The organism is Pseudomonas sp. WT-JTC, from assembly GCF_056711565.1.
The window spans coordinates 6,137,597-6,164,352 of sequence record NZ_CM160042.1 but is presented as its reverse complement, the minus strand read 5'-3'; the positions used below and the strand labels follow the sequence as shown (position 1 = coordinate 6,164,352).

The following is a 26,756-nucleotide window of genomic DNA, read 5'->3' as shown; positions in this document are numbered from 1 at the left end:
GAACCCGCCATGGCTTTCGAAGCAATGTTCCAGCCGATCCAGATCGGCAAACTGACCATCCGCAACCGCGTGCTCAGTACCGCGCACGCCGAGGTCTACGCGACCGACGGCGGCATGACCACCGATCGGTACGTCAAGTATTACGAAGAGAAGGCCAAGGGCGGGATCGGCCTGGCGATTTGCGGCGGTTCGTCCGTAGTCGCCATCGACAGCCCGCAGGAATGGTGGAGTTCGGTGAACCTGTCCACCGATCGCATCATTCCGCACTTCCAGAATCTGGCCGACGCCATGCACAAGCACGGCGCCAAGATCATGATCCAGATTACCCACATGGGCCGTCGCTCCCGTTGGGACGGCTTCAACTGGCCGACACTGATGTCGCCGTCTGGCGTGCGCGAGCCGGTGCACCGTGCCACCTGCAAAACCATCGAGCCGGAAGAAATCTGGCGGGTGATTGGCAACTACGCGCAAGCTGCGCGTCGCGCCAAGGCCGGTGGCCTGGACGGCGTCGAACTGTCGGCTGTGCACCAGCACATGATCGACCAGTTCTGGAGCCCTCGGGTCAACAAGCGTACCGACGAATGGGGCGGCACCTTCGAAGGTCGCATGAAATTCGGCCTGGAAGTGCTCAAGGCCGTGCGCGCCGAGGTCGGTGACGATTTCTGCGTGGGCATGCGGATCTGCGGTGACGAGTTCCACCCGGACGGCCTGTCCCATGAAGACATGAAGCAGATCGCCAAGTATTACGACGACACCGGCATGCTCGATTTCATCGGCGTCGTGGGTTCGGGTTGCGATACCCACAACACCCTGGCCAACGTGATTCCGAACATGAGTTATCCACCGGAGCCGTTCCTGCACCTGGCGGCCGGTATCAAGGAAGTGGTCAAGGTTCCGGTGCTGCACGCGCAGAACATCAAGGACCCGAACCAGGCCACCCGTATTCTGGAAGGCGGTTACGTCGACATGGTTGGCATGACCCGCGCCCACATCGCCGACCCGCACCTGATCGCCAAGATCAAGATGGGCCAGATCGACCAGATCAAGCAGTGTGTCGGTGCCAACTACTGCATCGACCGTCAGTATCAGGGCCTGGATGTGTTGTGCATCCAGAACGCGGCAACCTCCCGTGAATACATGGGCCTGCCGCACATCATCGAAAAAACCACCGGTAAAAAACGCAAGGTGGTGGTGGTCGGTGCCGGCCCGGCGGGGATGGAAGCCGCTCGTGTGGCCGCCGAGCGTGGCCACGACGTGACCCTGTTCGAGAAGAAGGAATTCATCGGCGGGCAGATCACCACGGCGTCGAAAGCGCCGCAGCGCGACCAGATCGCCGGTATCACCCGCTGGTATCAGCTGGAACTGGCACGGTTGAAAGTCGACCTGCGCCTGGGCACCGCGGCGGATGCGCCGACCATCATGGACCTGCGTCCGGATGTGGTGGTACTGGCGGTCGGCGGTCATCCGTTCATCGAGCAGAACGAGCACTGGGGCGCGGCTGAAGGCCTGGTGGTCAGCAGCTGGGACATTCTCGATGGCAAGGTAGCGCCGGGCAAGAACGTACTGGTCTACGACACCATTTGCGAATTCACCGGCATGTCGACCGCCGACTACATCGCCGACAAGGGCAGTCAGGTCGAGATCGTCACCGACGACATCAAGCCTGGCGTGGCGATCGGCGGTACGTCGTTCCCGACTTACTACCGCAGCATGTATCCGAAAGAAGTGATCATGACCGGCGACATGATGCTGGAGAAGGTCTACCGCGAAGGCGACAAGCTGGTGGCGGTACTGGAAAACGAATACACCGGCGCCAAAGAGGAGCGGGTGGTGGACCAGGTGGTCGTGGAAAACGGCGTGCGCCCGGACGAAGAAATCTACTACGCGCTGAAGGAAGGCTCGCGCAACAAAGGCCAGATCGACGTCGAAGCCTTGTTCGCGATCAAGCCGCAGCCATGCCTGGAGCAGAGCGGTGACGGCTACCTGCTGTTCCGCATCGGTGACTGCGTGGCCCAGCGTAACGTACACGCGGCGATCTACGACGCGTTGCGGCTGTGCAAGGATTTCTAAAACCACACCGAACCAATGTGGGAGCGGGCTTGCTCGCGAAGAACGATAACGCGGTACACCTGATACACCGCGTCGCCCGATTCGCGAGCAAGCCCGCTCCCACATGAGACCCCGAGGTCTTTGGGAGCTTCACCATGTTGAACACCCTTCTTCCAATCCTGTTGTTCGCTGCCCTGGGCCTTGCGGTTCTGGGTGCGTTGCGGCGGGTGGCCATGTGGCGCCGAGGCCGGGCTTCGAAAGTCGACCTGATCGGTGGCCTGTTCGCCATGCCCAAGCGCTACATGGTCGATTTGCACCATGTGGTGGCGCGGGACAAATACATTGCCAATACCCACGTCGCCACGGCTGGCGGTGCGGTAGCGTCTGCCGTGCTGGCGATTCTGGTGCACGGTTTTGGCCTGCATAACCGCTATCTCGGCTATGCCTTGTTGTTGATGTCGGCGGTGATGTTCGTCGGCGCGATCTTTGTTTACCTGCGTCGGCGCAACCCGCCGTCGCGCCTGTCGAAAGGCCCGTGGATGCGCCTGCCGAAAAGCCTGCTGGCGTTCTCGGCTTCGTTCTTCCTGGTGACCTTGCCGGTGGCCGGGATCCTGCCGGAAAACTTTGGCGGCTGGCTGGTGGCGGCGATTCTCGGGGTTGGCGTGTTGTGGGGCGTGTCGGAACTGTTCTTCGGCATGACCTGGGGCGGGCCGATGAAGCACGCCTTCGCCGGTGCGCTGCACCTGGCCTGGCACCGTCGCGCCGAACGCTTTGGCGGCGGTCGCTCCACGGGGTTGAAACCGCTCGACCTGAACGACCCGAGCGCGCCACTGGGCGTGGAAAAACCCAAGGATTTCACCTGGAACCAGTTGCTCGGCTTCGACGCCTGCGTGCAGTGCGGTAAATGCGAAGCAGCGTGCCCGGCCTTTGCTGCCGGCCAGCCGCTGAACCCGAAAAAACTGATTCAGGACATGGTCGTCGGCCTGGCTGGCGGCACCGATGCGAAGTTCGCCGGCAGTCCGTATCCGGGCAAACCGATTGGTGAGCACGGGGGTAATCCGCATCAGCCGATCGTCAACGGCCTGGTGGACGCCGAGACCCTGTGGTCGTGCACCACCTGCCGCGCCTGCGTCGAGGAGTGCCCGATGATGATCGAGCACGTCGATGCCATCGTCGACATGCGCCGTCACCTGACCCTGGAAAAAGGCGCGACCCCGAACAAGGGCGCGGAAGTCCTGGAAAACCTGATCGCCACCGACAACCCGGGCGGCTTCGCGCCGGGCGGGCGGATGAACTGGGCGGCTGACCTGAACCTCAACCTGCTCAGTGAAAAGAAATCCACCGACGTGCTGTTCTGGGTTGGCGACGGTGCCTTCGACATGCGTAACCAGCGCACCCTGCGTGCGTTCGTCAAAGTGCTCAAGGCGGCGAAAATCGACTTCGCCGTGCTCGGCCTCGAAGAACGTGACAGCGGTGACGTGGCGCGACGCTTGGGCGATGAAGCGACCTTCCAGCTGTTGGCCAAACGCAACATCCAGACCCTGGCCAAATACAGCTTCAACCGCATCGTCACCTGCGACCCGCACAGCTTCCACGTGCTGAAAAACGAGTACGGCGCATTTGATGGCAACTATCTGGTGCAGCACCACAGCACCTACATGGCGGAAATCATCGATGCTGGCGCGCTCAATCTCGGTCAGCACAAAGGCGACAGCGTGACCTACCACGATCCGTGCTACCTCGGCCGCTACAACGGCGAGTACGAGGCGCCGCGTCAGGTACTGCGCGCCCTCGGGATTGAAGTGAAAGAAATGCAACGCTCCGGTTTCCGCTCCCGCTGCTGCGGCGGTGGTGGCGGCGCGCCGATCACCGACATCCCTGGCAAGCAACGTATTCCCGACATGCGCATGGAAGACATCCGTGAAACCGGTGCCGAACTGGTGGCCGTGGGTTGTCCACAGTGCACCGCGATGCTTGAAGGCGTGGTCGAACCGCGTCCGCTGATCAAGGACATCGCCGAACTGGTGGCCGATGCGTTGCTCGAAGACGCCGCGCCGGGAAAGCCATCGGCACCGGCCAAACGTGAACCTGCGGAGGTGCATTGATGAGTGACATTATCCGCCGCGACCCTCGCGCTGAATGGATCGCCCGCAACCGTCTGCACCCGCTGCACGCGGCCATGCAACCGGCGCAACACAGCTGGATGGGGCCGAACGGTGTCATCCGCAAGAATCCCCACGGGATCGGTTTTATCGGTCCCAACGGGATCAAACGAATCGACCGCAGTGGCGCTCAGCAGGGCGGGACGACTAAACGTTCGGCCGCGGTTGAAGTGCAGTTGCCGCTGCATCAAGTGACTGCACCCGCGTTTTACATCAGCGTGGTGCCGGACATGGTCGGCGGTCGCTTGAGCAGCCACGACCGCGACTTGTTGGGCCTGGCCCACCAGCTGGCTGGCAAGGACGGCGCGGTACTGGCCGTAGTCTTCGGCGAGCACAAGGAAAACGCTTTCGCCACGGCGGGCGTCGACCGCTTGCTGGTACTGGAAGGTGACGAATTCAGCGGTTATGCACCGGAACAACGCGTCCAGGGCCTGCGGGCTGTGGATAACCAGTTCAGCCCGCGTCACTGGTTGCTGCCGGACAGCCGCAGCGGTGGCGGCGAACTGGGGCGGCGCTTTGCCGCGGCACTGGGCGAACGCCCGGCCACACGGGTCTGGCAGGTCAAGGATCAGGAGTGCATCGGCCGCGCCGGCGCGGGTCTGCAGGACCTTGCCCGTCCACTGGCGCGACTGATCCTGGCGGCTGCCGAGTGCGCCGAACCGGTCAGCGAAACCCGTCACGAAGCACTGCCCGTGGAGTTATCCACAACCGTGGCGCGCAGCCTGTCGCGGATCGAAGACCTGGGCGCGGTGGCAGTCGATCCGGCGGCCATCCCCATGGCCGAAGCCGAGTTCATTTTCTCCGGCGGCAACGGGGTCAAGGACTGGGGACTTTTCCACCGGACCGCCGAAGCCCTCGGCGCGACCGAAGGCGCATCGCGGGTGGCGGTGGACGACGGGTTCATGGCCCGTGACCGTCAAGTCGGGGCATCCGGCACCTGGGTCACCGCACGGGTCTACGTGGCGGTGGGGATTTCCGGGGCGATCCAGCACCTGCAAGGCATTGGTGCCTGCGACAAGGTGGTGGCGATCAACCTCGACCCTGGTTGCGACATGATCAAGCGCGCGGACCTCTCGGTGATCGGCGAGAGCGCGGAGATTCTTCAAGCCTTGATCGAGGCGGTAGAGGCTTACCGCAACGACGCCAAGCGCGATGCGGCTTAAGGGAAGGAAAGGGTTATGAGCACGAAAATCATCAGCCTGGTGTCCATCGGCGCCCACCCGACATCCGGTCGGCCGCGTCGCGCGGAACAGGATGCGCGGGCGGTAGAACTGGGCCTGCAACTGGCTGGGGATAACTTGCAAGTGCTGCATGCTGGCGACATCGCCGAGCCTGCATTGCGCGCTTACCTGGGCATGGGGCTTGAACAACTGCATGTGCTGGAGCAACCGCAAGGTGCCGATGCGCTACCGGCGCTGACCGAGTATCTGCGTGATGCCGGTGCTCAGGTGGTGTTGACCGGCAGCCAGGCGGAAACCGGTGAAGGCTCGGGCATGTTGCCCTTCCTGCTGGCCGAAAGCCTGGGCTGGCCGCTGGTGGTGGGGCTGGCACAGGTCGAGTCCATCGATGGCGGTTCGGCGCTGGTGCTGCAAGCCTTGCCGCGTGGTCAACGTCGCCGGCTGAAGGTGCGTCTGCCGTTTCTGGCGACTGTGGATAACGCAGCGCCCAAGCCACGCCAGAGCGCTTACGGTCCGGCCCGGCGCGGCGTGCTGCAAGCGCAGGAAGTTGAAATCATCGATGATCAATTGCTCGCGGTCGCCAGCCTGCAACCGGCCAAGCCACGACCCAAGCGCCTGAAGGTGATCAAGGCCAAGAGCGGCGCCGACCGCATGAAAGCCGCAACGGCGAAAGCCAGTGGCGGAGGTGGACAAGTGCTCAAGGGCGTTACAGCGCAAGCTGGGGCTGAAGCGATTCTCAAGTTGCTGATTGAAGAAGGTGTGGTCCGCTAACCCGGTTTCAGCACAGATCTCCTGTAGGAGCGAGCCTGCTCGCGATGGTGGTCAACGATAACGCGGGATGCCTGAATGACCGTGGTGTCCTCAGGTTTTTCGCGAGCAGGCTCGCTCCTACAATTTTTGATCTTCGATGAGCGCTAAACCCCGCGGCTAACAGTGATCCCACCGGATGTCTGTATTACCAACATTCATGAGAAAACCATGGCAGTTGAATTTCGTTCGGCAGTCCGCGCGGATGCGCGTGAGATTGCGCGGTTGTTCCAGATTTCATCCGAGGGCGCTTCAGACTACATCTGGAGCCAGATAGCAGAGCCCGGCCAGGATCTGTTGGACGTCGGCGCCATTCGATATGCCCGCGACGACGTGGATTTCTCCTACCAGAACTGCCTGATTGCCGAGGCCGATGGCCAGGTCGTTGGCATGATGCACAGTTACGTGATGCGCCACGATCCACTGGCGGTGCCGACGACCGACCCGGTACTGGCGCCGTACGCCGACATGGAAGTGCCCGATACTCTCTACATCTCCAGCCTGGCCTTGCATGAAGGCTGGCGCAATCGGGGGCTGGGCGTGCAGTTTCTCGCCCATGCTCAAGAGCGTGCCGAGCGACTGGGGCTCAATGGCCTGAGCCTGATCGATTATGCCGCCAACACTGGCGCCCGGCGCTTTTACGAGCGACACGGTTTCGCGATCATCAAAACCTGCCAGGTCACCCCTCATCCAATGATCCGTGTCACTGGTGACGCCTATCTTATGCACAGGCCCTGAGCTTGCCCGAGGGTTCGACCAGCGACGGTTATCCACAACGCCACGCCCCTCGTCCCACGCTGACGAGGGCGCTGAGCTACAGTTTTTAATGCGCTGATCAAGGGTGCGACACGCTTTCGGGAGTTTTCAGACGTTCAGCGCTGACTCATGAACCCTGGTGTTTGTGACTGGCTTGAACATGAAGACTTTCGCTCTTCCGGCGCTTTTTGCATTGACCTTGTGGGTATCCACAGGCTTGCTGTCTGCTGTCCCTGCAAATGTGCCCGTGGCTGATCAGGACTTTTATCAGTGGCTGGAGACCGATCAGGGGCGCAACGCATCCCTGGCGCAGCTGCGGCAGCAGTGCGACCAGGTACTGGATGCCGATAAGCACCTCAGCTGTTCGGTAACGGTCCTTGCCAGAATGTTCGAAGCCAAGGCCGCCAACCAACTCCCTGAATACTATCTGGCCATCAAGGGCAAGCATGCCCTGGCGATTGCGGCCGACGCCGACCTGAACGCCCTGTTCTCCATGTTTGGCAGCGAATCGCTGGCTATCCTGGCGACGACTGGCAATTTCTCGGTCAAGGGTTCGGCGCGACATGAGGTGCTGCAGCTCCATCCCTATGCCAATGACTTCTACATCGCTGAACAGGCGCTGCCATTTATCGAGGTCGGAACGGCCAACGGTGTCTCGGCGCGTTTTGTACTGGACACGGGGGCACCGCAAACCCGGGTCAATATTGCAACTGCGAAACAGATGGGCGTCAGGATGCTGCCCGATGCTCATTATCGCTACAGCACGTTTTATGGCGAAAGCGGCTTGGCCGCGAGGTTGGGAATTCTCGGGTCACTGAAAGTTGGCAGCCGTGAGTTCAGGAACGTCCTGGTCTTTGTCAGCGACCGGGATAATCTGTTGGGGCTGGATCTGATCAGCAAGCTGGGGCGCTTGAAGATAACCAGGAGAACACTGGAGCTTAACCCGCCGCCTGCCAGGCGCTGTGATGCGCCAATTGCCTTAAGCCGCCTGGATCTCAACCAGCGGCTGGTAGTCGCCGCACAGCTGGATCGTCGGGCAACGCAGGCCATCATCGATACGGGAAATGTCGACTACCTGACGGCCTCGTCGCCCGGCAGGCAAGTCAGCGTGGCGCAGGCGCTGACGCCGGGAGGCTCGAACGTTTACACCGGCGACAACAGGCACTTTCAACGCTTCACCGGCGTATTGGCCCTGCAAGGCGACACCCTGGTGGTCAGCTACAAATACTACCCGGGCTTTACCATCCCGCCGTCGTTGGTGGACGGGCAATACGTCCCGTCGATATTGCTCGGGTGGCGTGCCTTCAAAGACTTCGAATTGAACCTGGAGCTGGATTCAGGTCGCTCATGCCTCAATAAAGTCTGAACAACTTTGCCATTTACCCACAATCCCTGTTGGCGGTTCTGTGGATAACATGTTCGTCCTTCGCTACACCCCATGCAAATCAAGCCCTGCAGGGCGTCGTACAAAAAACAACCACCATGGCTCGTGGTTTTTCCAAGCTTTTTCAAGGGGATAAGTGCTGCTGTCGATGCAGACTTGCCCCCAATCTCTGTTGGCGCTTCTGTGGATAAGATGTTTGCTATCGTCTGTAGGCCTTATAAACCATGGTGTGCAGGCTCGTGGTTAAAAAATGATCAAAAGACGGTTTTGTGCCGTCAGCTGTCACGCAAACACCGGTTTTCTGCGGGCTTCAGCGGTTTTCCACAGAACCTGCGAAGTTAACCCCAAAGTCTGTTGGCGCTTCTGTGGATAAGGTGTTTGCCATCCTCTGAAGGCTATGTAATCCGTGGCTTTCAGGGTGCTGATCAAAAAACAGCCAGTCTATCCGTGGAAGCATGCTTCTGGATAAGTCACGGTTTTTCTTTGGTTTCAGTGAAGAAAGTTGGCGACATTTCCACAGTTGTCCCCATTAGCTGTGGGTGGAGATGTGGATAACTTGTTCGCGGAAGGCTGGGAGGTGCGGCGGGCATAGGTCTGAACGAGATAGATCATATTTCGTACAGTTTTGAGAGGAGGGCAAACTCCTGTAGGAGCGAGCTTGCTCGCGAAGGTCGTGAACGAAAACGCGGGGTATCAGGCAATCCGCGGTGTTCAGGCATCCATCGCGAGCGAGCTCGCTCCTGCAGGGGGGCATTTAGCCTTGAACAGGAACCCCTTTGAGGTACGGCGCAGGCTCGGCCCCCAGGTTGCTCAGCAGGCGTTCGCTGTACCAGTCCACGAAGTTCACCACGCCGAACTCATAAGTCTTGGAGTACGGGCCAGGCTGGTACGCGGTGGAGTTGATGCCGCGCTGGTTCTCTTCGGCCAGGCGACGGTCCTGGTCGTTGGTGGCGTCCCAGACCTGGCGCATGCGCTCCACGTCGTAGTCCACGCCTTCGACCGCGTCCTTGTGCACGATCCACTTGGTGGTGACCATGGTTTCCTGGGCGCTGATCGGCCACACGGTGAACACGATGATGTGGTCGCCCATGCAGTGGTTCCAGGAGTGCGGCAGGTGCAGGATGCGCATCGAGCCCAGGTCCGGGTTCTTGATGCGACCCATCAGCTTGGCACAGCCCTGTTTGCCGTCCATGGTCATCGATACGGTGCCCTTGAGCAGAGGCATGCGCACGATGCGGTTACGCAGGCCGAAGCTGGCGTGGGCGTAAGGGATCTTCTCGGCTTCCCAGGCAGCGGCGGAGGCGGCTACGTGGTCCTTGAACGCCTGGTCGGCACGCGGGTCGGTGACGTCGTCCCATTCCAGCAGGGTTTTCAGCAGTTCCGGGTGCGATGCGTTGCAGTGGTAGCACTCGCGATTGTTCTCTAGCACAAGCTTCCAGTTGGCCTTTTCCATCAAGGTGGTTTGCACCGCCACCTTGGTGTTCTCCATGTCGTACGGTTCCATGTAGTGGCTGAGCGTCGACAGGAAGTCGTCGATGGCCGGAGGGTTCTCCGCCAGGCTGATGAAGATGTAGCCGCCGGCGGTCTTCACGTTCACCGGTTTGAGGCCGTACTGGTTCATGTCGAAGTCGGCGCCCATTTCGGTGCCGGCGAACAACAGGCGGCCGTCGAGCTCGTAGGTCCACTGGTGGTAGTGGCAAACCAGCTTGGCGACCTTGCCCTTGTCGCTGGTGCACAGGCGCGAGCCACGGTGGCGGCACACGTTATGGAACGCATGCACCACGCCGTCGGCGCCACGGATCACGATGATCGGGTTCTTGCCGACTTGCAGGGTCAGGTAGTTGCCCTTGGCGGGGATTTCGCAGGTCATGCCGGCGATCAACCACTCTTTCTGAAAGATTTCCTGCATGTCGATATCAAACAGGCGGTCGTCGGAGTAAAACGGCTGCGGCAGCGAAAACGTGCGCTCGCGTTCTTGCAGCATCTGTGCAGTGGCCTTGCGTGCGGGTTCCAGCGGATCGCCCAGGCTCAGGGTAGTAGTGACGTCCATCGTTTAATCCTCAAGGCCATCTGCGTGGCCGGCGAAAGTGGCTAATCAGGTGTGCTGTTCAGGGTTGCTACGCAAGGTGTAATGGTTATGTCTTGGTATGGGGCGAGTGTGGGGCCGGCGCAGGCCAGAACCTTATCCATGGGCGACATGGTGCAATCTGTTCCCGACGCGCAAGCCCCGGCAGTTGGGGGCTGGTCGCGATAAGCATGTCAATGTCGCAGATAGGTAAATGGGTGATTCGCGCTATACGCAGAATCGCCAACATGAAGGCCGACAGTCGGCCGTGGAGATCAGCATGTCCAACAACTTCCTGAACCCGGTAACCACCCAGACCTGGGCCAATGGTCGGCACATCGTCCGTTGCGTCAAAGTCATCCAGGAAACCTGGGATGTGCGTACCTTCTGTTTCATGGCCGACCAGCCGATCATGTTCTTCTTCAAGCCGGGGCAGTTTGTCACCCTGGAGCTGGAAATCGAAGGGCAGCCGATCATGCGCTCGTACACCATTTCCAGCTCGCCGTCGGTGCCTTACAGCTTTTCGGTGACCATCAAGCGGGTTCCGGGCGGCAAGGTTTCGAACTGGCTGCACGACACCCTGCATGAAGGCTACGAGCTGGCGGTGCATGGCCCGGTGGGGCTGTTCAACGCCATTGATTTCCCAAATCCGAAAGTGCTGTATCTCAGCGGCGGTGTGGGGATCACACCGTGCATGTCCATGGCTCGCTGGTTCTTCGACACCAACGGCAATGTCGACATGGCATTCATCCACAGCGCCCGCTCGCCCAAGGACATCATTTATCACCGCGAGCTGGAACATATGGCGGCGCGGATCGAAAACTTCAGCCTGCACCTGATTTGCGAGAAGCACGGTTTCGGTGAGCCATGGGCCGGATATCGCGGTTACCTGAACCACAGGATGCTCGAACTGATGGTTCCGGACTTCCTTGAGCGCGAAGTGTTCTGCTGCGGTCCGACACCCTACATGAACGCGGTCAAGCGCTTGCTGGAAAACGCCGGCTTCAATATGAAGCGCTACCATGAAGAGTCCTTCGGAGCGACCCCGCCAGAGGCTCGCGCCGATGCCGAGGAGCACGCCGAACAAGCGGCCGAGGCACCGGAAGTGGACGCGGCGGATCTACATCAAGTGGAATTCACCGCCTCCGGCAAGAGCATCCGCGTGGCCCCGGGCGAGACCGTGCATGCGGCGGCAGCCAAGGTTGGCCTGATGATTCCCAAAGCGTGCGGCATGGGTATCTGCGGCACTTGCAAAGTGATGAAGCTGGGCGGCGAAGTGGAGATGGAGCACAACGGCGGGATCACCGAGGAAGACGAAGCCGAAGGGTTCATCCTGTCGTGCTGCAGCGTGCCGAAAGGCGACGTGCGCATCGAGTACTGATCCACACCGATGACCCTTGCAGGAGCGAGCTTGCTCGCGATGGACGTCAACGGTAACGCTGGCATCCTGATGCCCCGCGTTGTTCTGTCGTACATCGCGAGCAAGCTCGCTCCTGCAGAGGGAGGGGGCTTCAGTCGATAAACAGATCCGTCATCAGCTTGTCGCTGCTGTCGGGCGCGAACCGATAGTGTTCGAACTCAGTCACACCGTTTTCTCGCAGTATTTCCTCATCGATCAGCAAGCGCCCGGTCAGGCTGCGGTTTGCGCTGCTCAGTATCACATGGGCGGCATCGGCCATGATCGCAGGCGTACGTGCGTGCTTGAACGACTCCCGTGATCCCAGCTGAAACTCGATGGCCGCAGTGGCGATCATCGTCTGTGGCCACAGCGAGTTGACGCTGATCCCGTAATTCCTGAATTCCTCACTCATGCCCAGGGTCAGCATGCTCATGCCGTACTTGGTCACGGTGTAGGGGCTGTATTGGGCGAACCATTTGGTGGCGAGGTTCAGTGGTGGCGACAGGTTGAGGATGTGCCCGGCGGACTTCTTCAAATAGGGCAGCGCAGCCTGACTGCACAGCAATACGGCGCGAGTGTTGATCTGGTGCATCAGGTCAAAGCGCTTGAGCTCAAGGTGCTGGACCCCGGTCAGCTTGATCGCCCCGGCGTTGTTGATCAGTGCATCGATACTGCCGAAATGTTCGTTGGCCTGGGCCAGCGCCTCACGTACGGCATCCTCTTCACGTACATCCACCTGCAAGGCCAGCGCCTTGCCTCCCGCGGCTTCCACTTCCCCGGCCACGCTGAAAATCGTCCCCGGCAGCTTGGCGTGGGGTTCGGCGCTTTTGGCGGCAATCACAATATTGGCCCCATCGCGCGCGGCCCGCAGCGCGATCTCGCGGCCGATCCCCCGGCTGGCGCCGGTGATGAACAGGGTTTTGCCTTGCAATGACATGCACACGCTCCTGATTGTTGTTATGTGAGCGGAGGCTCGACACACAATGTAGACCAAGTCTTTCAGGAGCTGCCGTGAGAAAGATGAGATGAAAAAAATCCTGCATGGCGAAGAGGTATCTTTCTTCGCCATGCAGGATTTGGCTGTGAATCAGTTCGCCATCAATTGACGAAATGGATTACCGGAATCATGAGTTATTTATCAGCTCTAAACAGCTTTATTTCGAATGAGTTGTCCATTTGCTGCACGAACTCCTTACGCGCGAGTTCAAACGTGTTCCCGTGCTGTTTAATGATGTCGCCGACCTGTGCGATTTTTTGAACTTCGTCCCAGCTCACGTTAGTGACAGTAGGTTTCGGGGTGTTTGCCAGGACCTGCTTCAGGGCTTGATTGCTCATTTGAATTACTCTCTGCTAGAACATTGTTTTGCATCGAAAGTTCGACACATGGTTGTTCCCGAAAGACTGCGTGAACTCCTTTTCAGGTGCTCACACGCTACGCCGGCGATGCAGAGACGGTGAACTGTCAGAAATGCCAGTTCGGATGAACGGCGCTGCCGAGATGTGCAGCGCCGTTGACAGCGACTTCAGACGCTCATCACCACGCGAATGTCCCGAGCCAATTCCCGCACACGCTCTTCCTCGGTGTCCCACGAACACATGAAGCGTGCGCCGCCGTTGCCGATGAAGGTGTAGAAACGCCAGCCCTTGGCGGTCAGTGCGGCGATGGCCGGTTCCGACAGTTGCAGGAATACGCCGTTGGCCTGAACCGGGAACATCAGTTCCACACCGGGAATATCGCTGACCAGTTCGGCCAGCAATTGCGCGCAGCGGTTGGCGTGGTTGGCGTATTTGAGCCAGGCGTCGTTTTCCAGGATGCCGACCCACGGCGCCGACAGGAAGCGCATTTTCGACGCCAGTTGCCCGGCCTGTTTGCAGCGGTAATCGAAGTCTTCGGCAAGTTTGTGGTTGAAGAACAGAATCGCCTCACCCACCGCCATGCCGTTTTTCGTGCCGCCAAAGCACAGCACGTCGACACCGGCCTTCCAGGTCAGGTCAGCCGGGGTGCAGCCCAGGAATGCGCAAGCGTTGGAGAAGCGCGCTCCGTCCATGTGCAGGTTCAGGCCCAGTTCCTTGCAGGTGGCGCTGATGGCGCGGATTTCGTCCGGGGTGTAGACGCTGCCGACTTCGGTGGCCTGGGTCAGGGTCACGACGCGGGGTTTGGGGTAGTGGATATCCTGGCGCTTGAGCGCGACCTCGCGGATCGAGTCCGGGGTCAGCTTGCCGTTTTCAGTGCGGGCGATCAGCAGTTTGGAACCGTTGGAGAAGAATTCCGGGGCGCCGCATTCGTCGGTTTCGACGTGGGCGGTTTCCGAGCAGATCACGCTGTGGTAACTCTGGCACAGCGACGACAGCGCCAGCGAGTTGGCGGCGGTGCCGTTGAAGGCGAAAAACACTTCGCAGTCGGTTTCAAACAGTTTGCGGAAATCGTCGGAGGCGCGGGCGGTCCACTCGTCGTCGCCGTATGCGCGCTGGTGGCCGTGGTTGGCCTGTTCCATGGCCGCCCAGGCTTCAGGGCAGATACCGGAATAGTTGTCGCTGGCAAATTGTTGGCTCTTGTCGGTCATGGCCTGCTTCCGTGGTCGAGATGCCTATGGTGAAGCGTCCCGTGGTCAATGAGGGTGCGCACTATTCCCAAGATCGTCAGGTGAAGTGCACAGGATGTCGCTGTTTGGAAAATACACAGTCGAAGGGCAATTATGCACGTGACGATGCACAAGGCCATGCACTTAAAGCAACGAGATGGAGCGCTGGATCTGCTCAAGTGGCTGGCGCTTTTGAGCATGCTGCTCGATCACTTGCGATATGTCGGTTATTCCGCCGATTTGCTGTATGTGCCGGGACGTCTGGCGTTTCCGTGGTTCTGCCTGGCGATGGCGGTCAATCTGGAGCGTGTGCGGACTACGACGACCGGTGGCCAGTGGCGCTACCTGGGTTGGCTGTTGCTGTTCAGCGCGGTGAGTGAAATTCCTTACCGAATGTTCATACCCGATCCCGGCACCTTGAATGTGCTGCCCACCCTTGCCCTGGGCTTGCTGGTGGTTCGTGGCTGGCAGCAACCGGGGCTTGCGTCGCGACTGCTGGCGGCCGGCGCGATATTGCTGGCAGCGTTTTTCTCCCAGCGATTGATGTTCGGTTTTTTTGGTGTTCTGTTGCCGCTGGCCATGCTGCTGATACTCCAGCGACCTTGGTATTTCGCGATATTGGCGGGGCTGGTCTGTCTGGCGGCCAATCAATGGCAGGTGCTGTATCACGCCGCTCGCCTGGGCAATATCGCGGCGATTCCGGCCATCGTCACGTGTCTGATTGCGCCATGGCTCGGATTGTTCCTGTTGCGACACGCAGGGGGCGTAAAACCACCACCGATGCGGCGCTGGGCGTATGCCCTGTATCCCGTGCATTTCGTCGCTTTGCTGGCTTTGCGTCAGGTGCTCGCATAACCCTGTGGGAGCGGGCTTGCCCGCGAAAGCGGAGCGTCAGTCACTTCACTGCTTACTGATGCATCGCATTCGCGAGCAAGCCCGCTCCCACAAGGGATCCAGGCTGATTTGCGGTTTGTGTCCGGCTTGCCATTTCCCGCCATGTCGTAAACGCACCTTTGCGTGGCGCCCGTAGGCATTTGACGACTCGACGCCGGTCATACCATCGCTATCAAAGGGCACTGCCGAAAAGCCAGTGCCTCACCGAGACGAATGGCGCACCGCCGCCGCTGGGAGAGACGCGATGTTCAGCAAGCAAGACAAGATCCAGGGTTACGACGATGCACTGCTGGCGGCGATGAATGCCGAGGAGCAACGTCAGGAAGATCACATCGAGCTGATCGCGTCGGAGAACTACACCAGCAAGCGCGTGATGGAAGCGCAAGGCAGTGGCCTGACCAACAAATACGCTGAAGGTTATCCGGGCAAGCGCTACTACGGTGGCTGCGAGCACGTCGACAAGGTTGAAGCCCTGGCCATCGAGCGCGCCAAGCAACTGTTCGGCGCCGATTACGCCAACGTCCAGCCGCACTCCGGTTCCTCGGCCAACAGCGCCGTGTACCTGGCCCTGCTGCAAGCCGGCGACACCATCCTCGGCATGAGCCTGGCCCACGGCGGTCACCTGACCCACGGTGCCAAGGTGTCGTCCTCGGGCAAGCTGTACAACGCCGTGCAGTACGGCATCGACACAAAGACCGGCCTGATCGACTACGACGAAGTCGAGCGCCTGGCCGTCGAGCACAAGCCGAAGATGATCGTCGCCGGCTTCTCGGCCTACTCCAAGACCCTCGACTTCCCGCGCTTCCGCCAGATCGCCGACAAGGTTGGTGCGCTGCTGTTCGTCGACATGGCCCACGTGGCTGGTCTGGTCGCTGCCGGCCTGTACCCGAACCCGCTGCCTTACGCCGACGTGGTCACCACCACCACCCACAAGACCCTGCGCGGTCCGCGTGGCGGGCTGATCCTGGCCAAGTCCAACGAAGAAATCGAGAAGAAGCTCAACGCAGCCGTGTTCCCCGGTGCCCAGGGCGGCCCGCTGATGCACGTGATCGCCGGTAAGGCGGTGTGCTTCAAGGAAGCGCTGGAGCCAGGCTTCAAGGCCTACCAGCAACAAGTGATCGACAACGCCCAGGCGATGGCCGGCGTATTTATCAAACGCGGCTACGATGTAGTGTCCGGCGGCACCGACAACCACCTGTTCCTGGTCAGCCTGATCCGTCAGGGCCTGACCGGCAAAGAGGCGGACGCCGCCCTCGGTCGTGCCCATATCACTGTGAACAAGAACGCTGTCCCGAACGATCCACAGTCGCCGTTCGTGACCTCCGGCCTGCGCATCGGCACCCCGGCGGTGACCACGCGCGGCTTCAAGGTGACCCAGTGCGTCACGCTGGCCGGCTGGATCTGCGACATCCTCGACAACCTCGGCGACGCCGATGTCGAGGCCAATGTCGCCCAGCAGGTATCGGCCCTGTGCGCGGACTTCCCGGTTTATCGCTGAGTGCGGTTTTGGAGTAAATGACTATGCAACGCTACTCGGGCTTCGGCCTCTTCAAACACTCTCTCAGCCACCATGAAAACTGGCAGAAAATGTGGCGCACGCCGACCCCTAAAAAGGTCTACGACGTGGTCATCGTCGGCGGTGGCGGGCATGGTCTCGCCACGGCTTACTACCTGGCCAAGGAACACGGCATCACCAACGTGGCCGTGGTCGAGAAAGGCTGGCTGGGCGGCGGTAACACCGCGCGCAACACCACCATCGTTCGCTCCAACTACCTGTGGGACGAGTCGGCGCACCTGTACGAACACGCGATGAAACTGTGGGAAGGCCTGTCCCAGGACCTCAACTACAACGTGATGTTCTCCCAGCGCGGTGTCTACAACCTGTGCCACACCCTGCAGGACATCCGTGATTCCGAGCGTCGGGTCAGCGCCAACCGCCTCAATGGCGTGGACGGCGAGCTGCTCGATGCCAAGCAGGTTGCCGACGAGATCCCGTATCTCGACTGCTCGAAGAACACCCGCTACCCGGTGATGGGCGCTACCGTCCAGCGTCGCGGCGGCGTGGCCCGTCACGATGCCGTGGCCTGGGGCTTTGCCCGGGCCGCCGATGCCTTGGGCGTGGACCTGATCCAGCAGACCGAAGTGATCGGTTTCCGCAAGGAAAACGGTGTGTGCATCGGTGTTGAAACCAACAAGGGCTTCATCGGCGCCAAGCGCGTCGGCGTGGTCACCGCCGGTAACTCCGGGCACATGGCCAAACTCGCCGGTTTCCGTCTGCCGATCGAATCCCACCCGCTGCAAGCGCTGGTGTCCGAGCCGATCAAGCCGATTATCGACAGCGTGATCATGTCCAACGCCGTGCACGGCTACATCAGCCAGTCCGACAAGGGCGACCTGGTGATCGGCGCCGGTATCGACGGCTACAACGGCTACGGTCAGCGCGGTTCCTATCCGGTGATCGAGCACACCATCCAGGCCATCGTCGAAATGTTCCCGGTCCTGTCGCGCGTGCGCATGAACCGTCAGTGGGGCGGCATCGTCGACACCACGCCGGATGCCTGCCCGATCATCTCGAAAACCCCGGTACCGAACATGTTCTTCAACTGCGGTTGGGGCACCGGTGGCTTCAAGGCAACACCTGGCTCGGGCAACGTGTTTGCCGCAAGCCTGGCCAAGGGTGAAATGCACCCATTGGCCGCACCTTTCTCCATCGACCGCTTCCACAGCGGTGCGTTGATCGACGAACACGGCGCTGCAGCAGTCGCCCACTAACAGGAGAAATCCCTATGTTGCATATCTTCTGTCCTCACTGCGGCGAACTGCGCTCCGAAGAGGAATTCCATGCATCCGGCCAGGCGCACATCCCGCGCCCACTGGACCCGGGCAGCTGCACCGACGAGGAGTGGGGGGACTACATGTTCTTCCGCGACAACCCTCGCGGCCTGCACCACGAGCTGTGGGATCACGTTGCCGGTTGCCGCCAGTACTTCAACGTCACTCGCGACACCGTGACCTACGAGATTCTCGAAACCTACAAGATCGGCACCAAGCCACAATTCACCGACAAGACCGATAGCCCGAAAGCGGCCAGCACGGCTCTGGGAGAGAAGGTATGAGCCAGATCAATCGCCTGTCCAACGGCGGACGGATCGACCGCAACAAAGTCTTGAGCTTCACCTTCAACGGCCAGAACTACAAAGGCTTTGAAGGCGACTCCCTGGCCGCTGCACTGCTGGCCAACGGCGTCGACATCATCGGTCGCAGCTTCAAGTATTCCCGTCCGCGCGGCATCTTCGCCGCCGGTGCCGAAGAGCCGAACGCGGTGCTGCAGATCGGCGCCACCGAAGCCACGCAGATCCCGAACGTGCGCGCTACGCAACAGGCGCTGTATCAGGGCCTGGTCGCCACCAGCACCAACGGCTGGCCGAGCGTGAACAACGACATGATGGGGATTCTCGGCAAGGTCGGCGGCAAGCTGATGCCACCGGGCTTCTACTACAAAACCTTCATGTACCCGCAATCGTTCTGGATGACCTACGAGAAGTACATTCGTAAGGCCGCCGGTCTTGGCCGCTCGCCGACCGAGAACGATCCGGACACCTACGACTACATGAACCAGCACTGCGACGTGCTGATCGTCGGCGCTGGTCCTGCCGGTCTGGCGGCTGCCCTGGCGGCTGCGCGCAGCGGTGCCCGGGTGATCCTCGCCGATGAGCAGGAAGAGTTCGGCGGCAGCCTGCTCGACTCCCGCGAAAGCCTCGACGGCAAGCCTGCCGTGGAGTGGGTTGCCAGCGTCGTCGCCGAACTGAAAAACACCCCGGACGTGCTGCTGTTGCCGCGCGCCACAGTCAACGGCTACCACGACCACAACTTCCTGACCATTCACGAGCGCCTGACCGATCACCTCGGCGACCGCGCACCGATTGGCCAGGTGCGTCAACGCATCCACCGTGTTCGTGCCAAGCGCGTAGTGCTGGCGACCGGCGCTCACGAGCGTCCACTGGTCTACGGCAACAACGACGTGCCGGGCAACATGCTCGCTGGCGCTGTCTCGACCTACGTGCGCCGTTATGGCGTGGCACCGGGCAAGAAGCTGGTGCTGTCGACCAACAATGACCACGCCTACCGCGTTGCCCTGGATTGGCTCGATGCCAGCCTGCAAGTGGTGGCCATCGCCGACGCCCGCAGCAACCCGCGTGGTGCGCTGGTGGAAGAAGCGCGCGCCAAAGGTATCCGCATCCTTACCGGCAGCGCCGTGATCGAGGCCCGTGGCAGCAAGCACGTGACCGCTGCCCGTGTGGCCGCCATCGATGTCAAAGCCCACACCGTGACCAGCCCAGGCGAATGGCTTGAGTGCGACGTGGTGGCCAGCTCCGGTGGTTACAGCCCTGTGGTTCACCTGGCTTCGCACCTGGGTGGCAAGCCGATCTGGCGCGAAGACATCCTCGGTTTCGTACCGGGTGAAGCACCGCAGAAACGCGTGTGTGTCGGTGGCATCAACGGCGTCTACGGCCTTGGCGATTCTCTGGCCGACGGTTTTGAAGGCGGCGCCCGCGCCGCTGCTGAAGCCGGGTTCCAGACAGTCGAAGGCGTACTGCCGAAAGCCCTGAGCCGCCTCGAAGAGCCGACACTGGCGCTGTTCCAGGTGCCCCATGAAAAGAGCACCGCACGGGCACCGAAGCAATTCGTCGACCTGCAAAACGATGTCACCGCCGCCGCCATCGAACTGGCGACCCGCGAAGGCTTCGAATCGGTCGAGCACGTCAAGCGCTACACCGCACTGGGCTTCGGCACCGATCAGGGCAAGCTCGGCAACGTCAACGGCCTGGCCATCGCTGCCCGCTCGCTGAACGTGACCATCCCGCAGATGGGCACCACCATGTTCCGTCCGAACTACACGCCAGTGACCTTTGGCGCTGTGGCCGGTCGTCACTGTGGGCACATCTTCGAGCCAGTGCGCTACACCGCTCTGCATCATTGGCACCTGAAAAACGGCGCCGAGTTCGAAGATGTCGGCCAGTGGAAACGTCCATGGTACTTCCCGAAGTCCGGTGAAGACATGCACGCAGCGGTCAAGCGCGAATGCAAAGCCGTGCGCGACAGCGTCGGCCTGCTGGACGCTTCGACCCTGGGCAAGATCGACATCCAGGGACCGGACGCCCGCGAGTTCCTCAACCGCGTCTACACCAACGCCTGGACCAAGCTCGACGTGGGCAAGGCGCGTTACGGCCTGATGTGCAAAGAAGACGGCATGGTGTTCGACGACGGCGTGACGGCATGCCTTGCCGACAACCATTTCGTCATGACCACCACCACCGGCGGCGCGGCACGCGTGCTTCAGTGGCTGGAGCTGTACCACCAGACCGAATGGCCGGACATGAAGGTGTACTTCACCTCCGTGACCGACCACTTCGCGACCATGACCCTGTCCGGGCCGAACAGCCGCAAGCTGCTCAGCGAAGTCACCGACATTGACCTGGCCAACGAAGCCTTCCCGTTCATGACCTGGAAAGAAGGTCTGGTGGGTGGTGTGCCAGCGCGGGTGTTCCGGATTTCGTTTACCGGTGAGCTGTCGTACGAAGTCAACGTGCAAGCCGACTACGCCATGGGCGTGCTGGAAAAAATCGTCGACGCCGGCAAGAAGTACAACCTGACGCCATATGGCACCGAAACCATGCACGTGCTGCGGGCCGAGAAGGGCTTCATCATCGTCGGTCAGGACACTGACAGCTCGATGACCCCGGACGACCTGAACATGGGCTGGTGTGTCGGTCGCACCAAACCGTTCTCGTGGATCGGCTGGCGTGGCATGAACCGCGAAGACTGTGTGCGTGATCAACGTAAGCAGTTGGTTGGCCTCAAGCCGATCGATCCGAACAAGTGGCTGCCGGAAGGTGCGCAACTGGTGTTCAACACCAAGCAGGCGATCCCGATGACCATGGTCGGTCACGTGACCTCCAGTTACCTGCACAACTCCCTGGGCTATTCGTTTGCCATGGGCGTGGTCAAGGGCGGCCTGAACCGCATGGGCGAACGTGTGTTCGCCCCCCTGGCGGACGGCAGCGTGATCGAGGCGGAAATCGTTTCTTCGGTGTTCTTCGATCCGAAGGGTGAGCGCCAGAACGTTTAATTGCCTCCGATCGTTCCCACGCAGAGCGTGGGAACGATCAATACAGAATTCAGGACAGGTGCTTTATGACCGCAGCCAATGTTTACCAACAACGCCCAACCTCCGGGGCCAAGGCCGAGTCGTCGCTGCATCACGCCGACCTCGCCAGCCTGGTGGGCAAGGGCCGCAAGAACGCCGGCGTGACCGTGCGTGAGAAAAAACTCCTCGGCCACCTGACCATCCGCGGCGATGGCCACGACGCCGCGTTCGCCGCAGGCGTGCACAAGGCCCTGGGCATCGAGTTGCCGGGCGCGCTGAGCGTCATCGTCAAAGGCGAAACCAGTTTGCAATGGATGGGGCCGGATGAGTGGCTGCTGATCGTGCCAACCGGTCAAGAGTTTGCCGCCGAGAAAAAACTGCGCGAAGCGCTGGGCAATCTGCACATTGCCATCGTCAACGTCAGCGGCGGCCAGCAGCTCCTCGAGCTGAGCGGCCCGAACGTGCGCCAGGTACTGATGAAGTCCACCAGCTACGACGTGCACCCGAACAACTTCCCGGTGGGCAAAGCCGTCGGTACGGTGTTCGCCAAGTCGCAGCTGATGATCCGTCACACCGCCGAAGACACCTGGGAACTGCTGATTCGTCGCAGCTTCTCGGATTACTGGTGGCTGTGGCTGCAGGATGCTTCTGCCGAATTCGGCCTCAGCGTTCAGGCTTGATCACCACCGTCACTGTAGGAGCGAGCTTGCTCGCGATGGACTTCAAGGCAACGCGTTGAATCAGACAGTACGCGTCGTCGTTGGCCCCCATCGCGAGCAGGGCTCGCTCCTACAGTAGGCATCCACCGAATTCTCAGGAGTCACCGCACCATGAGCCGCGCCCCAGACACATGGATTCTGACCGCCGACTGCCCAAGCCTGCTTGGCACGGTGGATGTGGTGACCCGCTTTCTGTTCGAGCAGGGCTGCTACGTCACCGAGCACCATTCCTTCGATGACCGGCTTTCGGGCCGTTTCTTCATTCGTGTGGAATTCCGCCAGCCCGATGGTTTCGACGAGAAGTCGTTCCGCGCGGGGTTGGCCGAGCGTGGTGATGCCTTTGGCATGAACTTCGAACTGGTCGCGCCGAACTATCGGCCGAAAGTGGTGATCATGGTTTCCAAGGCCGATCACTGCCTCAACGATTTGCTTTATCGCCAGCGCATCGGCCAGTTGTCGATGGACGTGGCCGCCGTGGTCTCCAACCACCCGGACCTCAAGCCACTGGCCGACTGGCACCAGATTCCGTACTACCACTTCCCGCTGGATCCGAACGACAAGCCGGCGCAGGAACGCCAGGTATGGCAGGTCATTGAAGAGTCCGGTGCCGAACTGGTGATCCTTGCGCGCTACATGCAAGTGCTGTCGCCGGAGTTGTGCCGCAAGCTCGATGGCAAGGCGATCAACATCCACCACTCCCTGCTGCCCGGTTTCAAGGGCGCCAAGCCCTATCACCAGGCCTACAACAAGGGCGTGAAGCTGGTGGGCGCCACGGCGCACTACATCAACAACGATCTTGACGAAGGGCCGATCATCGCCCAGGGCGTCGAGGCGGTGGACCACAGCCATTACCCGGAAGATCTGATCGCCAAGGGGCGGGATATCGAGGGGCTGACTCTGGCGCGGGCGGTTGGTTATCACATTGAGAGAAGGGTGTTTCTGAACGCCAATCGTACGGTCGTTCTCTAGGTTTTTGGGGGGGCTTGCCCGCGAAGAGGCCCTCACAAGCAACACAAGAAACAGCATCTGTACCCGAGCATTTAACGCGCTGCCTGCCTGGGCAACGCGGTTCCATAAAAACAACAGCGAGGTGAAAGCATGTCTGGCAATCGTGGTGTGGTGTATCTCGGCGCTGGCAAGGTCGAAGTGCAGAAGATTGACTATCCGAAAATGCAGGACCCGCGCGGCAGGAAGATTGAACACGGTGTCATCCTGCGTGTGGTCTCCACCAATATCTGTGGTTCCGACCAGCACATGGTGCGCGGTCGCACCACCGCTCAGACCGGTCTGGTGCTGGGCCACGAGATCACGGGTGAAGTGATCGAGAAGGGCAGCGGTGTCGAGAACCTGCAGATCGGCGACTTGGTGTCGGTACCTTTCAACGTTGCCTGTGGCCGTTGCCGTTCGTGCAAAGAGCAACATACTGGCGTCTGCCTGAGCGTTAACCCGGCGCGTCCGGGCGGTGCCTATGGCTATGTCGACATGGGTGACTGGACCGGTGGCCAAGCCGAGTACGCGTTTGTACCGTATGCCGACTTCAACCTGCTGAAACTGCCGGATCGCGACCGGGCCATGGAAAAAATCCGTGACCTGACCTGTCTCTCCGACATCCTGCCCACCGGTTACCACGGCGCAGTGACTGCCGGCGTCGGCCCTGGCAGCACCGTGTACATCGCCGGTGCCGGCCCGGTTGGCCTGGCGGCTGCCGCTTCCGCTCGCCTGCTGGGCGCTGCGGTGGTGATCATTGGTGACGTCAACCCGATCCGCCTGGCCCATGCCAAGGCTCAGGGTTTCGAAATCGCCGACCTGTCAACAGACACCCCACTGCACGAACAAATCGCTGCACTGTTGGGCGAACCGGAAGTGGACTGCGCCGTCGATGCGGTAGGCTTCGAAGCTCGCGGTCACGGCCATGCCGGCGTGAAACACGAGGCTCCGGCCACCGTACTCAACTCGCTGATGGGCGTGGTTCGCGTCGCTGGCAAAATCGGTATTCCTGGCCTGTACGTAACCGAAGATCCGGGTGCCGTGGACGCTGCCGCGAAAATGGGCAGCCTGAGCATTCGCTTCGGCCTGGGCTGGGCCAAATCCCACAGCTTCCACACTGGCCAGACACCAGTGATGAAGTACAACCGCCAGTTGATGCAGGCGATCATGTGGGACCGCATCAACATCGCCGAAGTGGTGGGCGTTCAGGTGATCAGCCTGGATCAGGCTCCACAGGGTTATGGCGAGTTCGACGCCGGCGTGCCGAAGAAGTTTGTGATTGATCCGCACAAGATGTTCAGCGCAGCTTGAGTCTTCACGCAAAATGAAACGGCGACCTTCGGGTCGCCGTTTTTTATTGCGATTTTTTGATCTTCTGCTTTCACAGTGCCGCCAACGCCCCTTGGTACAGCACCGGCCCAGTCGGCTGCCCGGTCGGCGAACCGCCCTTCGGTTCCAGACTGACCGCCAGCGCAATCGGCTTGCCGATCAGCGCTTTCTGCGCCTCGCTCAATTCGACCTTGCCTTTGCCTCCAGCCGGAATCACGCCGAGGGAGATCGGCTTGCCGTCCGCCGGAATCGCCCACAACTCCAGGCTTTGCCCGGGTTCGACAGCCGCCAGCGTCAGCGGCTCGACTTGCAGGTAATTCTCATGGGCCTGCACACGCAACGCCGGTTTCGCGTCGGCGTTGACCAGCGTGGCGCTGTAGCGGGCGTCGTCGGAGATGTAGTGAACTCCGAGAATCACTGCAATCAACAGTGAGCAAAGCGCCGCCGACACTCGCAGCCAGTTCCAGAACGGACGCTTCTGCGGCACGTGCAGCACTTGTGGTTCGATCCGTTCGGTAATGCCTTGCCAGACGCGATCCGGCACCGGCTGCTCAGGCAGGGCTTCGGTCAGGCTGACCAGGCTTTCCTGCCACTGTGCCAGTTCGGCGCGCAAGGTCGCATCCTCCAGCAACAGCTGTTCGAAACGACGACGCGCGGTGGCGGGCATCAGGCCAATGGCATAGTCGGCGGCGAGGGCGCGGCGCAGGGTCGGGGTTTTATAGTTCATGATTCAAGGCACCTGCGCAGGCGCTCCATGCCGCGGCGGATCCAGGACTTCACCGAGCCCAGCGGCGCGGCCAGGTGTTCGGCCAACTCGGAACACGACAGTCCCTGGAAATAAGCGACGGTAATCGACTGGCGCTGCATGCCGTCGAGGCTGTCCAGGCAGCGGCTCAAGGCACTGGCCTCACGGGCACTGTCCAGTTGCTCCTGGGCCGATGGACTTTCATCCACAAGCATCTGTTCTTCGAGATCACTCAAGGGCCGATCACGGTGTTTGCGCAACTGGTCGATGGCTTGATTCCGGGTGATGTTGATCATCCAGGTCAACGGCGCCGATAGATGCGCTTCGTAGCGCGAGGCGTTGTTCCAGATGCGCACGAAGCTCTCTTGCAGCACCTCTTCGGCCAGGTCCGAACGGCCCATGAAGCGCAGCGCTACCCCGTGCAGACGCGGGCCGACGCTGCGGTACAGCGTCTCGAACGCGCGGCGGTCACCCAGTGAGCACTGGGCCAGCAGTTGCCTGAGCTGATCGGTGTCGGTGATTGGAATGGCGGTTCTCCCGGAAAGCAGGGCAGGGGGCCGGTTGCAGGCAGAGGTTAGTTCACGGCGCGCAGTTGTTCCATTCACGGCGAACACCTCGGGAGGACCGCCGCCCCCGATGCACGGGGACGGCGGTACGGTTCAGCTTTTCGGCATCAACACCTTGTCGATGACCTGGATCACCCCATTGGACTGGTACACGTCATAGGTGGTGATGTCGGCGACGTCACCTTTTTCATCCTTGATGGTGATGTTGTGCGGGCCGTTCATCATCGCCCACAACTTGCCGCCAGCAACGGTGGTGAGCTCGGTTTTGCCGCCACCGGCCTTGATCTTCTCGGCCAGGGTGGACATGTCGAGTTTGCCGGCGACCACGTGGTAGGTGAGGATTTTGCTCAGGGTGGTCTTGTTTTCCGGTTTGAGCAGCGTATCGACGGTGCCGGCGGGCAGGGCGGCAAAGGCTGAATTGACCGGGGCGAACACGGTGAACGGGCCTTTGCCCTTGAGGGTGTCGACCAGACCGGCGGCTTTTACCGCGGCGACCAGGGTGGTGTGATCGGCGGAGTTCACCGCGTTATCGACGATGTCCTTGCTCGGCAGCATGGCCTGGCCGCCGACGGTCACGCTGTCATGGCTCGTGGTTGCCGCTTGTACGGTATTCAGGGCGAAAGCACCGCCAAGGGCCAGGGTCAGCAGGCTGGCAATCAACGGTGTTTTGATCGTAGTGCGTTTCATGGTGATGATCCTTTGGTGGGGAATCGGCCAGGAATGTCTGTCCGTGCTTGATATACGGGCGTGGGGGCAGGCTGGATGCAGTGCGTGGGAAAATATTCTGCCGAACCTGATCCCTGTAGGAGCGAGCTTGCTCGCGATGGGCTCAAAGGCAACGCGTTTATCCAGACAGCCCGCGTCATCGTTGACGTCCATCGCGAGCGAGCTCGCTCCTACAGGGGATGGGTGGCTGGGAACAATGCCGGGGGATATCAGTCCAAAGCACAGTTTTTCGCCGCCCATTGCCGGGCGGCGTTCATAGA

The 26,756-nt window shown here is 60.9% G+C and carries 22 protein-coding genes and 1 pseudogene; 16 read left to right on the top strand and 7 right to left on the bottom strand.

Features of this window, described 5'->3' with window-relative positions; genetic code table 11:
- The first annotated feature begins 9 nt into the window (after nt 1-9).
- The 7 genes and pseudogenes from dgcA to AC06G5_RS28015 all read left to right on the top strand — a co-directional run bounded on the left by dgcA (nt 10) and on the right by AC06G5_RS28015 (nt 8,318).
- A complete protein-coding gene (gene dgcA / locus AC06G5_RS28045) occupies nt 10-2,070 on the top strand; it encodes a dimethylglycine demethylation protein DgcA (protein ID WP_413703900.1) in 2,061 nt (686 codons plus the stop codon).
- Nucleotides 2,071-2,204: 134 nt separating this feature from the next.
- Complete coding sequence (gene dgcB, locus AC06G5_RS28040) at nt 2,205-4,154, top strand: dimethylglycine demethylation protein DgcB (RefSeq protein WP_413424851.1); 1,950 nt, start codon at nt 2,205-2,207, stop codon at nt 4,152-4,154.
- Nucleotides 4,154-5,374 carry an electron transfer flavoprotein subunit alpha gene (etfA, locus tag AC06G5_RS28035; protein WP_057398233.1) on the top strand — a complete coding sequence of 407 codons (1,221 nt, stop codon included), beginning with the start codon at nt 4,154-4,156 and terminating at the stop codon, nt 5,372-5,374. Before dgcB ends, etfA begins: the two co-directional genes overlap by 1 nt.
- 15 nt (nt 5,375-5,389) lie before the next feature.
- A complete protein-coding gene (etfB, locus tag AC06G5_RS28030) occupies nt 5,390-6,160 on the top strand; it encodes an electron transfer flavoprotein subunit beta (RefSeq protein WP_413424847.1) in 771 nt (256 codons plus the stop codon).
- Between the two features lie 44 nt (nt 6,161-6,204).
- A pseudogene (locus AC06G5_RS28025) lies at nt 6,205-6,288 on the top strand (outer membrane lipoprotein carrier protein LolA); the annotation flags it as partial.
- Between the two features lie 79 nt (nt 6,289-6,367).
- Nucleotides 6,368-6,934, top strand: coding sequence for a GNAT family N-acetyltransferase (locus AC06G5_RS28020; protein WP_413424845.1), 567 nt, complete (start codon nt 6,368-6,370; stop codon nt 6,932-6,934).
- 178 nt (nt 6,935-7,112) lie between these two features.
- Entirely contained in the window at nt 7,113-8,318 is a 1,206-nt protein-coding gene (locus AC06G5_RS28015; RefSeq protein ID WP_480458615.1) for a retropepsin-like aspartic protease, read from the top strand.
- Between the two features lie 772 nt (nt 8,319-9,090).
- On the opposite strand, the gene gbcA is transcribed toward AC06G5_RS28015, so the two are convergent.
- Nucleotides 9,091-10,386: a glycine-betaine demethylase subunit GbcA gene (gbcA, locus tag AC06G5_RS28010; RefSeq protein WP_413703902.1), complete on the bottom strand. Its 1,296-nt coding sequence runs from the start codon at nt 10,384-10,386 to the stop codon at nt 9,091-9,093.
- A 295-nt stretch (nt 10,387-10,681) separates the two neighbouring features.
- On the opposite strand from gbcA, the gene gbcB reads away from it, so the two are divergent.
- Nucleotides 10,682-11,782, top strand: coding sequence for a glycine-betaine demethylase subunit GbcB (gene gbcB / locus AC06G5_RS28005; RefSeq protein ID WP_413424839.1), 1,101 nt, complete (start codon nt 10,682-10,684; stop codon nt 11,780-11,782).
- A 130-nt stretch (nt 11,783-11,912) separates the two neighbouring features.
- Here the strand turns inward: gbcB and AC06G5_RS28000 are convergent, their stop codons facing one another.
- The 3 genes from AC06G5_RS28000 to AC06G5_RS27990 form a co-directional block, all read right to left on the bottom strand.
- The gene (locus AC06G5_RS28000; RefSeq protein ID WP_413424837.1) at nt 11,913-12,737 is read right to left on the bottom strand and encodes an SDR family oxidoreductase; all 825 of its coding nucleotides are present in this window, start codon (nt 12,735-12,737) and stop codon (nt 11,913-11,915) included.
- 194 nt (nt 12,738-12,931) lie between these two features.
- On the bottom strand, nt 12,932-13,135 hold the full coding sequence (locus tag AC06G5_RS27995; protein ID WP_413424835.1) for a hypothetical protein: 204 nt from the start codon (nt 13,133-13,135) through the stop codon (nt 12,932-12,934).
- Nucleotides 13,136-13,323: 188 nt separating this feature from the next.
- On the bottom strand, nt 13,324-14,364 hold the full coding sequence (locus AC06G5_RS27990) for a threonine aldolase family protein (protein ID WP_413424833.1): 1,041 nt from the start codon (nt 14,362-14,364) through the stop codon (nt 13,324-13,326).
- A gap of 156 nt (nt 14,365-14,520) precedes the next feature.
- On the opposite strand from AC06G5_RS27990, the gene AC06G5_RS27985 reads away from it, so the two are divergent.
- From AC06G5_RS27985 to fdhA, 8 genes are all read left to right on the top strand, one after another.
- Nucleotides 14,521-15,237, top strand: a complete 717-nt coding sequence (locus AC06G5_RS27985; protein ID WP_413424831.1) for a TraX family protein — start codon at nt 14,521-14,523, stop codon at nt 15,235-15,237.
- Nucleotides 15,238-15,520: 283 nt separating this feature from the next.
- Nucleotides 15,521-16,774: a serine hydroxymethyltransferase gene (gene glyA / locus AC06G5_RS27980; protein WP_413424829.1), complete on the top strand. Its 1,254-nt coding sequence runs from the start codon at nt 15,521-15,523 to the stop codon at nt 16,772-16,774.
- Nucleotides 16,775-16,797: 23 nt separating this feature from the next.
- Nucleotides 16,798-18,048, top strand: a complete 1,251-nt coding sequence (locus AC06G5_RS27975) for a sarcosine oxidase subunit beta (protein WP_007907561.1) — start codon at nt 16,798-16,800, stop codon at nt 18,046-18,048.
- A 14-nt stretch (nt 18,049-18,062) separates the two neighbouring features.
- A complete protein-coding gene (locus AC06G5_RS27970; RefSeq protein WP_053163068.1) occupies nt 18,063-18,392 on the top strand; it encodes a sarcosine oxidase subunit delta in 330 nt (109 codons plus the stop codon).
- A complete protein-coding gene (locus AC06G5_RS27965) occupies nt 18,389-21,406 on the top strand; it encodes a sarcosine oxidase subunit alpha (protein ID WP_413424826.1) in 3,018 nt (1,005 codons plus the stop codon). Before AC06G5_RS27970 ends, AC06G5_RS27965 begins: the two co-directional genes overlap by 4 nt.
- A gap of 65 nt (nt 21,407-21,471) precedes the next feature.
- Nucleotides 21,472-22,104 carry a sarcosine oxidase subunit gamma gene (locus AC06G5_RS27960; RefSeq protein WP_057398241.1) on the top strand — a complete coding sequence of 211 codons (633 nt, stop codon included), beginning with the start codon at nt 21,472-21,474 and terminating at the stop codon, nt 22,102-22,104.
- Nucleotides 22,105-22,254: 150 nt separating this feature from the next.
- Nucleotides 22,255-23,112 (top strand): formyltetrahydrofolate deformylase, encoded by an 858-nt coding sequence (purU, locus tag AC06G5_RS27955; RefSeq protein ID WP_085716468.1) that lies wholly within the window; start codon nt 22,255-22,257, stop codon nt 23,110-23,112.
- Nucleotides 23,113-23,241: 129 nt separating this feature from the next.
- Nucleotides 23,242-24,441, top strand: a complete 1,200-nt coding sequence (gene fdhA / locus AC06G5_RS27950) for a formaldehyde dehydrogenase, glutathione-independent (protein WP_413424824.1) — start codon at nt 23,242-23,244, stop codon at nt 24,439-24,441.
- A 70-nt stretch (nt 24,442-24,511) separates the two neighbouring features.
- Here the strand turns inward: fdhA and AC06G5_RS27945 are convergent, their stop codons facing one another.
- The 3 genes from AC06G5_RS27945 to AC06G5_RS27935 are packed head-to-tail and all read right to left on the bottom strand — an operon-like array spanning nt 24,512 to nt 26,457.
- Nucleotides 24,512-25,186 (bottom strand): anti-sigma factor, encoded by a 675-nt coding sequence (locus AC06G5_RS27945; protein WP_413703905.1) that lies wholly within the window; start codon nt 25,184-25,186, stop codon nt 24,512-24,514.
- Entirely contained in the window at nt 25,183-25,809 is a 627-nt protein-coding gene (locus AC06G5_RS27940; RefSeq protein ID WP_413424820.1) for a sigma-70 family RNA polymerase sigma factor, read from the bottom strand. Before AC06G5_RS27940 ends, AC06G5_RS27945 begins: the two co-directional genes overlap by 4 nt.
- Before the next feature lie 54 nt (nt 25,810-25,863).
- Nucleotides 25,864-26,457 carry a fasciclin domain-containing protein gene (locus tag AC06G5_RS27935; protein ID WP_480458614.1) on the bottom strand — a complete coding sequence of 198 codons (594 nt, stop codon included), beginning with the start codon at nt 26,455-26,457 and terminating at the stop codon, nt 25,864-25,866.
- Nucleotides 26,458-26,756: the final 299 nt, after the last annotated feature.